Annotated in this window: 11 protein-coding genes; 5 read left to right on the forward strand and 6 right to left on the reverse strand. The window is 63.3% G+C overall.

What is annotated here, in order from left to right; all coding sequences use genetic code 11:
- The first annotated feature begins 59 nt into the window (after positions 1–59).
- Entirely contained in the window at positions 60–836 is a 777-nt protein-coding gene (locus IPM49_07985; protein ID MBK9274463.1) for a CDP-alcohol phosphatidyltransferase family protein, read from the forward strand.
- 79 nt (positions 837–915) lie between these two features.
- Positions 916–1,173: a phosphoribosylformylglycinamidine synthase subunit PurS gene (gene purS / locus IPM49_07990; protein MBK9274464.1), complete on the forward strand. Its 258-nt coding sequence runs from the start codon at positions 916–918 to the stop codon at positions 1,171–1,173.
- A 102-nt stretch (positions 1,174–1,275) separates the two neighbouring features.
- Here the strand turns inward: purS and lptB are convergent, their stop codons facing one another.
- The 3 genes from lptB to tatC are packed head-to-tail and all read right to left on the reverse strand — an operon-like array spanning position 1,276 to position 5,322.
- Complete coding sequence (lptB, locus tag IPM49_07995; GenBank protein ID MBK9274465.1) at positions 1,276–2,007, reverse strand: LPS export ABC transporter ATP-binding protein; 732 nt, start codon at positions 2,005–2,007, stop codon at positions 1,276–1,278.
- Positions 2,004–4,502: a carboxypeptidase-like regulatory domain-containing protein gene (locus tag IPM49_08000; protein ID MBK9274466.1), complete on the reverse strand. Its 2,499-nt coding sequence runs from the start codon at positions 4,500–4,502 to the stop codon at positions 2,004–2,006. Before IPM49_08000 ends, lptB begins: the two co-directional genes overlap by 4 nt.
- Before the next feature lies 1 nt (position 4,503).
- Positions 4,504–5,322 carry a twin-arginine translocase subunit TatC gene (gene tatC, locus IPM49_08005; GenBank protein ID MBK9274467.1) on the reverse strand — a complete coding sequence of 273 codons (819 nt, stop codon included), beginning with the start codon at positions 5,320–5,322 and terminating at the stop codon, positions 4,504–4,506.
- 163 nt (positions 5,323–5,485) lie between these two features.
- On the opposite strand from tatC, the gene IPM49_08010 reads away from it, so the two are divergent.
- The 3 genes from IPM49_08010 to IPM49_08020 all read left to right on the forward strand — a co-directional run bounded on the left by IPM49_08010 (position 5,486) and on the right by IPM49_08020 (position 9,899).
- A complete protein-coding gene (locus IPM49_08010) occupies positions 5,486–7,117 on the forward strand; it encodes a hypothetical protein (GenBank protein MBK9274468.1) in 1,632 nt (543 codons plus the stop codon).
- Between the two features lie 215 nt (positions 7,118–7,332).
- A complete protein-coding gene (gene recQ, locus IPM49_08015; protein ID MBK9274469.1) occupies positions 7,333–9,513 on the forward strand; it encodes a DNA helicase RecQ in 2,181 nt (726 codons plus the stop codon).
- Between the two features lie 50 nt (positions 9,514–9,563).
- A complete protein-coding gene (locus tag IPM49_08020) occupies positions 9,564–9,899 on the forward strand; it encodes a hypothetical protein (GenBank protein ID MBK9274470.1) in 336 nt (111 codons plus the stop codon).
- Here the strand turns inward: IPM49_08020 and IPM49_08025 are convergent.
- From IPM49_08025 to IPM49_08035, 3 genes are all read right to left on the reverse strand, one after another.
- Positions 9,886–11,049 carry an amidohydrolase gene (locus tag IPM49_08025; GenBank protein ID MBK9274471.1) on the reverse strand — a complete coding sequence of 388 codons (1,164 nt, stop codon included), beginning with the start codon at positions 11,047–11,049 and terminating at the stop codon, positions 9,886–9,888. The genes IPM49_08020 and IPM49_08025 overlap by 14 nt on opposite strands.
- 62 nt (positions 11,050–11,111) lie before the next feature.
- Positions 11,112–11,480, reverse strand: a complete 369-nt coding sequence (locus IPM49_08030; protein MBK9274472.1) for a sulfite exporter TauE/SafE family protein — start codon at positions 11,478–11,480, stop codon at positions 11,112–11,114.
- A 3-nt stretch (positions 11,481–11,483) separates the two neighbouring features.
- Positions 11,484–14,735, reverse strand: a complete 3,252-nt coding sequence (locus tag IPM49_08035) for a PD40 domain-containing protein (protein MBK9274473.1) — start codon at positions 14,733–14,735, stop codon at positions 11,484–11,486.
- Between the last annotated feature and the right edge of the window lie 45 nt (positions 14,736–14,780).

Consider the following 14,780-nt stretch of genomic DNA (forward strand, 5'->3'; position numbering starts at 1 on the left):
CCATGGCACGGCTTCCGCGGCTTCCCGACCTGCTCACGACCGCGAACCTAGCCTGTGGCGTGCTGTCCATCCTCCTGGCCTCCCAAGGACAGCTAACAGCGGCCTGTTGGCTGGTGTTCGCTGCGGCCGTGTTCGATGTGTTCGACGGGCTGGCGGCCCGGGCCTTGGGCGGAGGCACCCCGCTGGGCGCCCAGCTGGACAGCCTGGCGGACATGGTGAGCTTCGGGGTGGCGCCGGGCATCATCGCATATGTGATCGTTGTTGACCTGCACCTGAACCAATTCCAAGCGGACCTCCTGGTCACCTACATTCAAACATCCCGCGGCCACTTGGGTACCCTTCTCGGACTTGAGGGAGACATCCTTACGAAGCTCATACGCATCTCCATCCCAGTGGTGATCGGTGTCGCATCTTGTTGGCGATTGGCAAAATTCAATCTGGATAAGCGCCAGACGTCAGGCTTCCTAGGTCTCCCAACCCCGGCCAACGCTCTTTTCTGGGCGTCCATTGGACTCGGCCTGAATGGACAGGCTAATGGCCTTTGGGATGATCGGAACGACCTCATACTGCGGTTGCTGGTATCCGTATTGGCATACCCGGTCGGAGCGCTCATCCTGAGCATGCTGCTCGGCATCCTCATGCTCTCCGAACTCCCCCTCCCCTCCTTGAAGTTCAAGCACTTCCGCTGGTCGGGCAACCAGGTCATCTACCTGCTGGGCGGCGTTGGCGCGGTGCTGGTGGTGCTCTACGGCATCCTGGCCGTTCCGCTGATCCTACTTTTGTACCTGCTTTCGCCGCTCTGGGGGAAGCTGTTCCCGAGAGCGCAAGACAGCTAGCCGCAAAGGCGCAGAGACGCAAAGCCGGGGACCTTGCATTTCTTTGCGTCTTCGCGCCTCAGCGGCTCAAGATCAACCCATGAAGACCTACCGCGCCTCCATCGATGTGATGCCGCACGACAACCTGCTGGACCCCCAGGGCAAGGCCGTGAGCGGTGCGATGCCCAACCTGGGCCTGCCGGAGATCACCGGTGTGCGCATCGGCAAGCACATCACCCTCCACGTGGAGGCCAAGGACAAGAAGGCCGCCGAGGCCAAGGTGGACGAGGCCTGCAAGAAGCTGCTGGCCAACCAGATCATGGAGAAGTACAGCTTCTCGATCGAAGAACTGGCCTAACAGGTTCCACGCAGGGTGCCCATGGCACCCGTAGCGTCGACCTATCGGGTCGACCTGCAGCGGATCCGGCGAGGTCGTTCCAGGATCCTGCGGCTGAACGCGTTACACCTTCCGACGCAGTTCGAAGTTCTTGCCCAGGTACACCTTGCGCACCGTCTCATCGGCCGCCAGCTCTTCCGCGGTGCCCTGCTTCAGGATCTTTCCTTCGAACAGCAGATAGGCCCGATCGGTGATGCTGAGGGTCTCCTGCACATTGTGGTCGGTGATGAGCACGCCGATGTTCTTGCGCTTCAGCTTGCTCACGATGCCCTGGATGTCCTCCACGGCGATGGGGTCCACCCCGGCGAAGGGCTCGTCCAGCAGGATGAACTTGGGCTCGGTGGCCAGGGCGCGGGCGATCTCGGTGCGGCGGCGCTCCCCCCCGCTCAGCACGTCGCCCCGGTTGGTGCGCACGTGCTTGAGGCTGAACTCGTCGAGCAGCTCCTCGAGCCGCCGCTCCTGCTCGGGGCGCGGCTTTCCGGTCATCTCCAGGATGGCCAGGATGTTGTCCTCCACGCTGAGCTTGCGGAACACGCTGGCCTCCTGCGGCAGGTAGCCGATGCCCAGCTGCGCCCGCTTGTACATCGGCAGGTCGGTGATGTCGTGGTCCTCCAGCCGGATGCGGCCGCTGTTGGGCTTGATGAGGCCCGTGATCATGTAGAAGGTGGTGGTCTTGCCCGCACCGTTGGGCCCCAGCAGGCCCACGATCTCGCCCTGGGCCACCTGCACACTGACGCCGCCCACCACGGTGCGCCGCTTGTAGCGTTTCACAAGGTCGTCGGCGCGCAGCATCAGAAGTCGAAGCGGAACTTCAAACGTATGGCGAAGAGCCCGATGTTGGGGTGGTCCTGGTAGGTGAGGCGCCACACGCCGTCGATGCGGATCACGTTCAGGATGTTCTCGATGCCGGCACTGGCCTCCACGAAAGGCCCGTCGTACAAGCTGTACATCCCCGGCAGAAGCAGCATCTCCTCCGTGTGCCTTCCGTCCAGGTCGCCGATCACCGCCTTGCCGGTCACCACTTCCCTCAATTTCAGCTTGCGCAACAGGGGCACCTTGTTGAAGAAGAAGCCCTCGAAGTGGTGCTCCAATTTCAGGTGGAGGTATCGGTCGCTGATGAACTCGAAGAAGTTCATCGTGTTGAACGCATCGTCATAGTAATAGAACGTCTCGTTGCCGGTGTGCAGGATGAGCAGCGGGTAGGGCAGCGTACCCCAGATCTGACCGCCCTCCAGACGGTAGCGCGACCAGCCGATGGCGCCCAGCTGTACGCGTTGGTCGATCCGGGCGATGGCCTTGTAGTACTCATACTCGCTCCCGAAAACACCTGGAATGCCCACGGCACCATAGAACTCCAGGATGGGCTTGAAAGTCCCCAGGCTCACCCGACGGAACTCTCCGCTGACGTATTTCTCTCCCCAAGCGAACCGCGTGTTGAGCGATAGCTCCAGGCTCGTGATGCTCGGTACCTCGTTCACCGCGAAGCCATCGTTGAAACTGGGCCGCAGGTAGCGCAGGTCACCCCGGGGAAAGAGGTTGCGGTGCCGGATGGTGAGCTGATGGTTCAGTCCGGTGAACGGTTCCAGTTCGTAGAAGAAACGGAACTCGTCCACCAGAGTGAGCTTGTTGGCGGGGTTGCGGCGGAAGGTGCTGCTGAGCACATTGTCCGACCGGAAGGCGCTCTGGCTCTGGCCGAGCTGCTCGATGTCATGCCGCAGGTAGAGGCCGGTGAGCTGGCGCGGCTGTTTGGTGATGAAGGTCTGGCCGCCCACCATGCCCTTGAACGAACGGTCCAGCAGCCCGTAGGCGGCATAGCCCTCAAGCTCCGTTCGTCTGCTCCAGTCATTGCTGGTGCGGAGCCCCATACGCAGCCGCGTCCCCTCCACCTCATTGAAGCTGTAGAAGGTATAGTAGGGGCCGTACTCCAAGGGGCCCACCGGGTAATAGCCGGTGACCAGCATGTTCACCAGGTCCACGAACGTGCGGAACCGGGGGATGGTCTGGATGGTGTCCACCATCTCGTAGATGGTGCTCTCCCTGTTGTTCAGCGGTTCATGGCGCCGCTCCTGCCAGAAGTCGGGCTCGCGGGTGGCGCTGTCCTCCTTCACCCGCACCAGCTCGGCCCCCTCGTAGAAGGATGGATCGCCCGGCTCGTTGATGGTGAAGTCGCGATAGGTGGCCGTGCGCCGTCCGTAGAAGCCCTTGGTGCGGCGGCGGAAGATGCTCAGGTCCACAACGAGCGCGTCGCGGGTGAGCATCCACACCTCGTTCTTCACGGGCTCGTACTGCTGCTCCACCCAGAAGCCCTGCACGAAGTTGAGGTTGATGGCCTCCGGAAAGCCCGCCTGGATGCGCTTCACCGCGTAGGCCGTGTCCGCGATCCACATCTCCCCGTCGAATGCGAGCTCGCTCTTGCGCTTGGGGTGGAACTCGAGCCGGTAGCACCAGTTGGTGCCCACCCAGGCGCTGTCGGTGAGGTAGTAGTCGTAGAAGAGCCGTCCGCCGTCGGCGATGGGGCTGATGAAGTTCTTGCCGAAGAGCACTAGGAAGTTCTCGTAGATGTTGACGTTCTGGTACATGTCGCCCATCAGCTGCGAGATGCTCTGGTTCTGGATGCCGCTCTGCTTGGTGGCGCGGATCACCTCGCGCTTGGCACGGGGCTGCTGGCGGTAGTGCACCTCGCTGAGGGACTCGCTGATGAAGATGGGCAGGTAGGGCTTGGCGGCCGTGCTGTCCATGTTGTCGAACACGAAGCGGAAGGGCTTCCACAGCTTGTTCTCCACGAACCGGCGGGTGAGGTTGTTGACGTCGAACTCCACCTTGTTGTAGGTCTCGTGGCTGTAGTAGGCGAGCTTCTCCCGGTTGTTGGCCGGCTTGTTGGCCACCACGCGGTCCAGGATCTCGAAGGCGGGGTTGCGCTGCTGGGGCCGGATGGTCACCTCCTGGAGCTCGGCCGTGCCAGCGGCCAGGGCGAAGTCGATGCGCTGGTCCCGGTCGCGACGCACCGCACGGGTCTGCGCCGCATAGCCCAGCATGCTGGCCCGCAGCGAATCGGTGGCGAAATAGGTGTCCAGGGCATACCGCCCATCCATATCGGTGGTGGTGGCCACGCGGCTGTTGACGAAGCCCACGTTGACGAAGGGCAGCGGCTCGCCCGATCGGGCATCGGTGACGGTGCCGGAGACACGGGTGGTCTGGGCGTCCGCTTCCACAGCGCCGAGCAGGAGGAGGAAGAGCGGAACGGTCCGGAGGAGCCGGCGCAGGGCGTGATGGAGCGCCTTCACGGGCATCTCAACGCGCTTGGGCGATGGGGGTTCGGGCCTTTTCGGCGGCCAGCGCCTGGCGTTCGACCCGGGCGGCCAGCAGGATGCTCACCTCGTAGAGCAGCAACAACGGCAGGCTCACGAGCGCCTGGCTGGTGACGTCAGGCGGAGTGATCACCGCGGCCACGACCAGGATGCCCACGAAGGCGTGCCGGCGGTAGGTCCGCATCACCCCGGCGCTCATGAGGCCCAGGCGGGCCAGCACCAGAACGGCCAGGGGCAGCTGGAACATGACCCCGGTCCACAGCGGCACGGAGGTCATGGTGCCGATGAAGCTGTCCAGCGCGATGGTGTTGCGCACGGCCTCGCTCACCTTGTAGCTCCCGAGGAACTGGATGCTCATGGGGGCGATGACGTAGTACCCGAAGACCACCCCGAGCAGAAAGAGCAGTCCGGCGAAGACCATGGCGGTGCGGGCCGCGCGGCGCTCGCGGTCGTTGAGACCGGGCGCGATGAAGCGCCAGAGCTCCCACAGCACATAGGGCGAGGCGGCCACCAGCCCGGCCACGAAGCTCACCTTCAGGTGGGTGAGGAACTGACCGCTCATGCTGATGTTCTGCAGCTCGAAGCCCAGGTCCCGGATGCAGAGGGACTCACCGAGCCCGAGCCGTTGACTGAGCGCGCAGAGGGCGCGGTAGGTGATGAACCCGGGGTCGCGCGGGGCGAGGATGATCGTATCGAACACCAGTTCCTTCCAGAAGAAGGCCACGAGCATGGCCGCCAGGATCACCGCGGCGCTGCGCATCAGCGTCCACCGGAGCTCCTCCAGGTGCTCCAGGAAGGTCATTTCCTTGTCGGCCACGGTCCTTCGACGCCTTTTCGACGAAGGGCCAAAGATAGCCGTGGGTGGGAGGGGCCTTCGCCGAGGCCCGGCGAAACGTCAACAGGGCGCCACGGAAAGGGGCGGAACCACCTAGCTTTACGTTCACAGGACAAACACCCTTCTCACCATGTGGATCAAGGCGCATCCTTTCGTGATCGTTGTGTTGATCTGTTCGACCCTGAACGCACAGCCTCCTTTCCAACGGACACTGAACGCACCGTTCGTGGACATCTACACTGTACGGGACATGATCAGGACCACCGATGAAGGCTTCATGGTCCTCCTGGCTGGAGATTCCGGAGTCGTGGTGTGGAAAGGTGATATAAATGGCGACCCTTCATGGAGCAAGCGTATTTCTCTTGATGGGTCCACCGGGAACACTCATATACGAACTGCTGCATCGACCAACGACGGGGGAGCGATCATCGCCTTTCACCCAAGGAGCCTGCAGATCAGCTGGGACACACTGCTTCTTTGCTATCCCATAGTACGCCTGGATGTGACAGGCGCGATCGTATGGGAAAAAATGATCTACCTGCGATCACTGAACAGCATGGGCACCGGGTCCGGTCAACTGCACTCCATACATGTGAATTCCTCAAATGAGGTGTTCCTTGCATCGATCTACGAGTCCTATCACTATTTGACCAAGCTGGACCAAGGAGGCGAGTCGCTATGGTCCATGGCCTTTCCCGTCTTGAGCACCAATCCCAGCCTGGAGGACCTTGAACCGGACCCCTTTGGCGGTTGTTACTACACACGATCCGGATCAACGAACGGTACGGAAGAGGTGCTTATTGGCCGGTTCGACGGGACGGGGAACAGATTGTGGGAGAAGCGGCATGCGCTTTCTCAAACTGCCATGTTCCGTCCAAGTGGCTTGGAATTGGCCAGTAACGGGGATGTATTCATCGGAGGTACGAATTACGGAGGAAATGATGCGTACATGTTACGGACAGATCCGGATGGGAACCTGATCTGGTTCACGATCTACGCGCTGGATCCACCGTTGGCTCAAGGAATCGGATTCGGCACGGCCGATCTTTTCCGCGTGGACAATGATGAGCTTGTTCTCCTGACCAGCGGTCATCCGTACAAGCACGATATTATGCTCCACGTTGATGCCTCAGGCAATGTGCTTTCCTCCGACGGGCTCACTTACATTCATACCAATGACTGGACCTACGCAGCGATCGCATCCGCAAGGGATGAGCTGAACGGTCGCATCAGTTCGTCGGGCTATTTTCAACAGCAGGATGAAGTGTTCGGATTCAACTACTTCAACTTATTCTTATGGGATATTGAGTTGGAAACTTCCGGAATATGCTTGAATTCGGAGGACCTCTTTCAAACATTGACCATACCTCCGGGAAGCTTCATCACTACCCTCGATACCCTGGAAGCAGAGGTCCAGTGCTGGTCTCAGGATACTACATACCTGCTCACATCAGAAACTCCATACACAACGTCCGACTTCTGCTCCCTGATGGTCACGGTGCCCGAGGAGGATCTTATGGAGCCAAGCATCTCCGTGTGGCCGAATCCCGTGGGGCGTGGGGAGGAGATCACGCTTTCTGCGGATCGGGGGTCGATGGTCGAGATCGTTGGTCCCATGGGGCAAGTGGTACACCAGGTGATCCTTGAAGGGAGTGAGAAGCGAGTGCTTATGGAAAACGTGTCGCCCGGACTCTACGTTGTTCGCTCCTTGGATGCCATGGGTCGGGCCGCAAGGCCTGTTCCGGTGATCGTTGGGCAATAGAACCCGCTTGCCCTTTTCGACGAAGGGTTAAAGAGAGCCGGGGTTGGGCGGGGCCTTCGCCGAGGCCCGGCGATCCTTCAACAGCCGGACGGGGCAACAGGGGACCCCGGTCCCGCGTTGAAGCGGCAGGCCGCGGATCGGCAGTGCGCGATCCGGAAAGTTGCCATACCTTAGAGAGCGCCGGAACCCGGCCATAGAAGCGTACGCATACCGTGATGACCAACGTCGATCTGACCCCTCGGGAAGCCCTCGAGCAATTCTTCGGATTCAGCACCTTCAAAGGCCCTCAGGAGGCGGTCATCCAGAGCGTTCTGGAGGGCCGCAACACCTTCGTGATCATGCCCACGGGCGGCGGCAAGAGCCTGTGCTACCAGCTGCCCGCCCTGATGAGCGAAGGCACGGCCATCGTGGTCAGCCCGCTCATCGCCCTGATGAAGAACCAGGTGGACGCCGTCCGCAGCTTCAGCTCGGAGAGCGGCGTGGCCCACTTCCTCAACAGCTCGCTCACGCGCAACGAGTCGCTGCGGGTGAAGAAGGACATCAAGGACGGCCGCACCAAGCTGCTCTACGTGGCGCCCGAGAGCCTCACCAAGAAGGAGAACATCGAGTTCCTCAGCGACATCCGCATCAGCTTCTTTGCCATCGATGAGGCGCACTGCATCAGCGAGTGGGGGCATGACTTCCGTCCCGAGTACCGTCGGTTGCGGACCATATTCGACGAGATCAAGCGAGTGCCCGTGATCGCGCTGACGGCCACGGCCACCGAGAAGGTGCAGGAGGACATCCTGAAGAACCTGGACATCCCCGATGCGGTGGTGTACAAGTCCAGCTTCAACCGGCCGAACCTGTACTACGAGGTGCGCCCCAAGCAGATGGTGGCGCGGGAGATCATCCGCTTCGTCAAGCAGCACGAGGGCCGCAGCGGCATCATCTACTGCCTGAGCCGCAAGAAGGTGGAGGAGATCGCCCAGCTGCTGGTGGTGAACGGCATCAAGGCCCTGCCCTACCATGCCGGGATGGACGCCGGACAGCGGGCCGACCACCAGGACCAGTTCCTGATGGAGAAGGTGGATGTGATCGTGGCCACCATCGCCTTCGGCATGGGCATCGACAAGCCCGACGTGCGCTTCGTGATCCACCACGACATCCCCAAGAGCCTGGAGAGCTACTACCAGGAGACCGGACGCGGCGGCCGCGACGGCGGGGAGGGCAAGTGTGTCGCCTTCTACAGCTACAAGGACATCGAGAAGCTGGAGAAGTTCCTGCAGGGCAAGCCCGTGGCCGAACAGGAGATCGGCAAGCAGCTGCTCCAGGACACGGTGAGCTACGCGGAGACGAGCATGTGCCGGCGCAAGTTCCTCCTGCACTACTTCGGGGAGCAACTGCCCGGTGACAACTGCGGCAGCTGCGACAACTGCGTGAACCCGCGCGAGAGCTTCGATGCGACGGAGGACCTGGGCCTGCTGCTCGAGGCGGTGAAGGAGAGCAAGGAACGCCACCGGGCCAAGTTCATCTGCGACCTGCTCACCGGCACGGAGAGCGCGGAGATGAAGACCTACAAGGGTTCCGCCATGGAGAGCTACGGCCGCGGCAGCGACCACGACGCGCATCACTGGCTGGCCATCGTGCGGCAGGCCGTGGTGGGCGGCTTCCTGCACAAGGACATCGAGACCTACGGCATCCTCACCCTCACCGACCAGGCGAAGAAGTTCCTGAAGAAGCCGTGGAAGGTGGAGTTCGTGAAGGAGCGCGACTACAGCGACTTCGACGAGGGGGACGAGCCGGAGGGCAAGGGTGGCGCCGCGGCGGACGAGAAGCTGATGGCGATGCTGAAGGACCTGCGCCGGAGCCAGGCCCAGAAGCTCAAGCTGCAGCCCTGGGTGCTCTTCGGGGATCCCTCCCTGGAGGAGATGACCATGCGCTACCCGGTGACCATCGAGGAGCTCACGCAGATCACCGGCGTGGGGCCGGGCAAGGCGCAGAAATACGGCAAGCCCTTCGTGGACCTCATCAAGCGCTATGTGGAGGAGAACGACATCGAGCGCGCCGAGGAGGTGGTGGTGCGCAGCGTGGTGAACAAGAGCGGCAACAAGGTCCATATCATCCAGAACATCGACAAGCGGCTGTCGCTCACCAGCATCGCACGCAGCCGCAACCTCAGCCTGGCGGATCTCATCTCCGAGCTGGAGAGCATCGTGATGAGCGGCACGCGCCTCGACATCAGCTATCACCTGGACGAGAGCATGGACCCCGACCTGCAGGAGGAGATCATGGACTACTTCCGCGAGGCCGAGAACGACAGCCTGGAGGCCATGCTCGAGGAGTTCGGGCGCGACGTCAGCGAAGAGGACCTGCGACTGATGCGGATCCGCTTCCTGAGCGAGGTGGCGAACTGAGGTCGGACAGGCTTCCAGCCTGTTCCCAGCGCAGATCACCACGCTCAGCCATGGATCCCAACGACCTCACCCTCGTCGCGAAGCACGTGATGAAGCTGCTGGTGGAGCGGCGCTTCGAGGAGCTGGAGGAGGCCACCGGCGGCACACGGCTCAGCGCCGGCGAGATGGAGGCCGCCGTGGATGATGTCGGCGGCAGGCTGGTGATGCCACCGGAGAGCGTATGGAAGGAGCTTCGTCCGCGAGCGGTGCGCAACCTGCCGGGTGCGTTCGAGCTGTCGCTCGCCCTGTGGACCAGCGCGGGCCGCACGGCCGATACACTGGAGATCACCGTTCAGGAGCGCAACGGCAGGCCCACGATCAGCGTGGATGACATCATCGTGGGGTGAACGCCGCTTCACCGAGCTCGCTCAGCGCCCCCATCGCCATCATCGCCGCACCGATCGGCAGCGCATCCTCATCGATGTCGAAGGCGGCGGTGTGCAGGCCGCACTGCGTGCCGGGCTTCGCGGGGTTGCCGGTACCCAGACGGAAGAAGCAGCCCGGCATCACGTGCGTGTAGTAGGCGAAGTCCTCGGCGCCCATGCGGATGTCCATGTCCACCACGTTCTCCGCACCCACCAGGTCCTCGGCCACGCGGCGCATGCGGGCGGTGAGCGCGGGGTCGTTCTTCACCACCGGCGAACCCTTCACGATCCGCAGCTCCGCCTCACCGCCCATGTCCTGCGCCACGCCCGCGCACACGCGCGGCAGCAGGTCGTGGAGCAGGGTGCGCAGGTCCTCGTTGAAGGTGCGCAGGGTGCCATCGAGGCGCGCCTCATCGGGAACGATGTTGGTGGCGCCGTGGGCGATGAATCGACCGAAGCTCATCACCATGGGCTCGCCGGAAGGCTTCACGCGTTCGGCCGCTTCGTACAGCACGGGCAGCATCCGCGAGGCGATGAGGATCGGGTCCACGAGCTCGGCACGCTTGGAGGCATGGCCCCCACGCCCGCGCACGGTGAGGTAGAGCTCGTCGGCGGCGGCCATGAAGGGGCCACTGCGGAAGCCCAGCCTGCCACAGGCCAGCTCAGGGGTCACATGCTGGCCCAGGATGCCCGATGGGGCGGGGTCGGTCAGCGCACCCTCCTTCACGAAGAGGCTGGCCCCGCCGGGTTCCTTCTCCTCGCCGGGCTGGAACACCAGCATCACCGTGCCGCTCCAGGTCTCGCGCATGCGGTGCAGGACGAGGCCCGCTGCGAGCACCATGGCGGTGTGCGCGTCATGCCCGCAGGCATGCATCACGCCCGGGTTGAGCGAGCAGTAGCCGGCTTTGCCCACCTCCTGGATCGGCAGTGCATCCATGTCGGCGCGCAGGGCGAAACAGCGGTCGGACGGGGAGCGGGACCCGGTGACGAGCGCGATGAGGCCCGTGCCGGTGGACCGCTCCGGATGGCGGGCGAGCCCCTCGCGCACCGGGATGCCCTCCTCGCGGAGCACGGAGGCCACGTAGGCGGCGGTGCCCTCCTCGTGGAAGGACAGCTCGGGGTGTTGATGCATCCAGCGGCGCCACTGCACGGGCCGGTCCCCCAGAGCCTCAAGTTCCTTCCGGATGCGCGCGATCACTTGCCGAGGATCAGCTTGATGGCGACCACGAGCATCACAAGGCCGAATACACGCTTGACCACATCGGCGGGGATGCTGAGGGCCATGCGGCTGCCCAGGTATCCGCCCAGCACGAAGGCACCGGCGATGATGGCCACGGCCCGCAGGTCGAGCGGATGCTCGCGGTGGTAGTTCCAGGCGGCGACGGCCACCACAGGCAACACCAGCACGGCCAGGCTGGTGCCCTGGGCCTGATGCTGGCCATAGCCCATGAGCCATACGAGGGCAGGCACCATGATGATGCCGCCGCCCACGCCGACGAAGCCGCTGAGCAGGCCGGCCAGCAGGCCGATGAGCAGGAGCAGTGCAACAGCGGTGGCGGACATGGCTCAGATGTCGAGGCTGAGGGAGAGGTGGAACACGGGGTCGAGCACGCGGCCATCGTCCACCCCCCAGGCCCAGTCGGCGCGCACGAAGTAGCCGAGGAGGCGCGCACGGAGGCCGGCACCGTAGCTGCCCACGATGGGCTCACGCTGGTTCTTGATGGTGATGAGCAGCGGGTTGCTGTTGATGACCTGCTGGTTGAAGGTGTTCTCCTCGCTGTAGGGATCGGGCCCGGTCCAGGCGACACCCACATCACCGAACGCCACGATCTGGAAGTTCTGCAGGAAGTCGGACCGCATGGGCCGGTTGACGAGGTAGCGGAAGATCGGCCAGCGCAGCTCGGTGTTCAGCACACCGAATGAGGTGCCGTTGCGCGCATTGAAGTAGAAGCCCCGCATCGGGGTGGCGTTGCTCTGGTAGAAGTAGTTCTGGTCGAAGTCGATGGGGATGCTGTTGTCCACCCGGGGGAAGAGCCAGTTGTCCACCCCGCCCAGAAAATGGATGATGCGGCGGCTGCCCAGGCTGGTGGCGCCCGCAAGGCGGTTCACCAGCACCAGATCACGGTGGATCCGCAGGGAATGACGGGCGTCCAGGCCCAGCACCTGCATGTCGCTGTTGCCCTCGTCAGGCTGGATGTAGTACTCGCCGAAGACCTTGAATTTCCAGCCGGTGTAGAGGTTGAGGCCGCGCGGCACGGAGCTGTCGTACACGTACTCGAGCTTGCCACCGGCCATCTGGTCGTAGAAGTTGGGTTCCTGCAGGCTGAGCAGGTCGGTGCTCTGCAGCACATATCGGTCGTGCCGGTAGAGCAGGGAGGCGCGTACGCTCGCCAGCTCACTGAAGGGCCAGCTCACCTGGTAGTTGGCCAGATGGGTCTGCACCTTCACCACACCGAAGCGGGATACGCCCTGCAGGGTCTGGCGCTGCACGGTGAACCGTTTGTCCAACCGACGCTTGAGGTTGATGTAAGTAAGGAAGTAGTCGTTGTTGTTGAGGTCCAGCGCCAGGCGGAAGCCGCCGATGATCTTGTGGTCCTCGAATAGGTCGCTGATGCCCATCTGGATCATGCCGCTGAGACCGGGGTTCAGGTTCTGGGCGCCGGTGAAGGGCTGATAGAAGGCGGCGTTGTAGCTGTTGTCCACCTGGGTGAGCACCGCGTCGGTGGCGAAGTTCACGTGGTAGTTGCGCTGCTCGGGGAAGACCAGGGGACGGTCGGCGAGGGTGTCGCCGGGCGCTGCGGCAGACGGGACGGTCGCCAAGGTGGGCGGTGGTGCCTCCATGGGCCGGTCAGGCGGAGGCGCGTTCTCGTCGCTGAACTGATAATTGTCCACGTTCACCACTTCGCCTGCGGGCCGGGGCACACGGGGGGCCACCTTCACCACCTGATCGAGGGGGTCGTTCTGCTCACCGAGAGGTTCGCGGCGGTCGGGGCCTGGGCCGCTTGGCGAAGCGTCGCCGACACCTGCTCCGGCCGGAGCGGTGCGGCCCATGCGCAGATGATAGCGGCCGTTCTCGAACACGAGTTCCGCGAGGCGCCCGTTCCGGGCGTGCACATCGTGCTCCAGCACCGAGCGACGCCCCCTGGTGATCCGCTCGTTCACGGCGAAATAGCGGTAGTGGATCGTGGTGTCCACATGGCTCACCACGCTGTCATAGCGCACCCTGTACCGGTCCCGCAGGCCTGACGCATCACCCAGGTAGGTGAACGCCACGCTGTCCAGCGGCATCGGGGCCGATTCGTCGGCATAAGAGGTGCTGGTGAGGCGGCGGAGGAGAGCGGAACGGCCGGCCAGGTCGTACAGGAAGATGTCCTTGTGCCCGTTCACCAGGGCCACCTCGGCGTTGGCCGGCTGGCTGCGCAAGGTGTCGTCCGTGCGGTCGCTGGCGAACAGGATGCCCTCGCCGTCCAGCGTGAACGACGGCTCCAGGTCGTCGAACTGATCGCTGGTGAGCTGCTCCTGCCGGTTGCCGATGAGGTAGTACAGGTAGAGGTCGGTGCGGCCTTCCCGAACGGCGCTGAACACCATGTTCTGGCCATCGGGCGAATAGGCCATGGAGAGCAGCTTCTCCAGCATGAACACCGGCCGAACGCTGGTCTTGCGATCGTCCAGGGTGTAGGTCTTCAGGTAAAGCTCACCCTTGCGTTCCACGGCGTAGCTGAGGGCCCGGCTTCCGGGGTGCCAGGCCAGCACCGGATAGCTGCGGTCCACGATGCGGTTGAGCTTCTTCTCGCCCTTGGCGATCCGCCAGGTGCGCTGCTCGGAAAGGTCCCGGATAAAGACCTTGTACTGACCCAGTTCATTGGTGACCCAGGCGGCGTAGCGGCCGTTGGGGCTCAGCTTGAACTGTGACAAGGTGCTGCGTTTGCGATGGCGGATGGGCAGCTCGTCCAGGGTGACCGCCTCGCGCAGCTGCTCCTCTTTGGCGAAGCGCTCCTTGTAATGGCCCAGGCAATCCGTGGCGAGGTTCTTCAAGGGCACGCCGAGCACGTACATGAACCCGCTCTCCACGTTGCGGCTTACGCGGGTCATGTACAGGATGTTGGGGATGACGCTCTGTCCGTACACGTCGGCCACATAGGACCAGATCGCCTGGCCCATGAGCACCGCGTCCTCCCCTTCCAGCCGGTTGAAGCGGTCGAAGCGACCCGCGAGGATGCCATCGCGCAGGCGGCTGGCCTGCATCGCGTCCATGGGCCCGGCCACATGGGCCACCAGCCCCTTGGTGAACCACTCGGGCAGGTTCATCAGCGTGCTGTTCTTCAGCACTTCGCGCCAGTTCCCCCCGAACATCATCTGGTCCAGCATCACCTGGGCCACCCCGCTGCGCACCTGCTGATCGAGCCGCGCGTGGTCGCCCTCGAAGTACACGAAGACCTTGGTGCCCACGATGCGGGTGACCCCGCCGATGTTGTACTGCTCATCGCCGGTGATGCCGATGTTGCTCTGGCGGAAATCGGAGAGGGAGTTGTACACCACGAACTGCACGCGTTCGTCGAGCGCGATGTCGAGCTGCTTCTCGAGGTCCTTCAGGTGCTTGTGACCACTGAGGGCCACGAACCGTGCCAGATCACGCCCCCCCTTGTAGAAGTAGGTCTCCAGCCGGTCGAAGCGGTAGTACTGCCACAGGAACTCCTCGTGCTGGATGCGGTTCTTCCCGAACTCCTGCTGGGCCCCGTTGTAGAACTGGCCGTGCGCGACGGGGATCGCCGAAAGGGCGAGCAGGACAGGCAATGTCGTACGGAAGTTCCTGAGCACAGCGTTGAAGATAACTACATTCGACCGCCCTTGTTCGGCGCGCCC

Source organism: Flavobacteriales bacterium, assembly GCA_016715895.1.
In the GTDB taxonomy this organism is placed as follows: Bacteria; Bacteroidota; Bacteroidia; order Flavobacteriales_F; family PHOS-HE28; genus PHOS-HE28.

Excerpts from the sequence above, each read along its gene's own strand:
- IPM49_08020 (MBK9274470.1), top strand. The coding sequence starts at position 9,564 with ATGGATCCCAACGACCTCACCCTCGTCGCGAAGCACGTGATGAAGCTG.
- IPM49_08010 (MBK9274468.1), top strand. The coding sequence starts at position 5,486 with ATGTGGATCAAGGCGCATCCTTTCGTGATCGTTGTGTTGATCTGTTCG.
- recQ (MBK9274469.1), top strand. The coding sequence starts at position 7,333 with ATGACCAACGTCGATCTGACCCCTCGGGAAGCCCTCGAGCAATTCTTC.
- IPM49_08000 (MBK9274466.1), bottom strand. The coding sequence starts at position 4,502 with ATGCCCGTGAAGGCGCTCCATCACGCCCTGCGCCGGCTCCTCCGGACC.
- IPM49_08025 (MBK9274471.1), bottom strand. The coding sequence starts at position 11,049 with ATGCATCAACACCCCGAGCTGTCCTTCCACGAGGAGGGCACCGCCGCC.
- tatC (MBK9274467.1), bottom strand. The coding sequence starts at position 5,322 with ATGACCTTCCTGGAGCACCTGGAGGAGCTCCGGTGGACGCTGATGCGC.
- purS (MBK9274464.1), top strand. The coding sequence starts at position 916 with ATGAAGACCTACCGCGCCTCCATCGATGTGATGCCGCACGACAACCTG.
- IPM49_08030 (MBK9274472.1), bottom strand. The coding sequence starts at position 11,480 with ATGTCCGCCACCGCTGTTGCACTGCTCCTGCTCATCGGCCTGCTGGCC.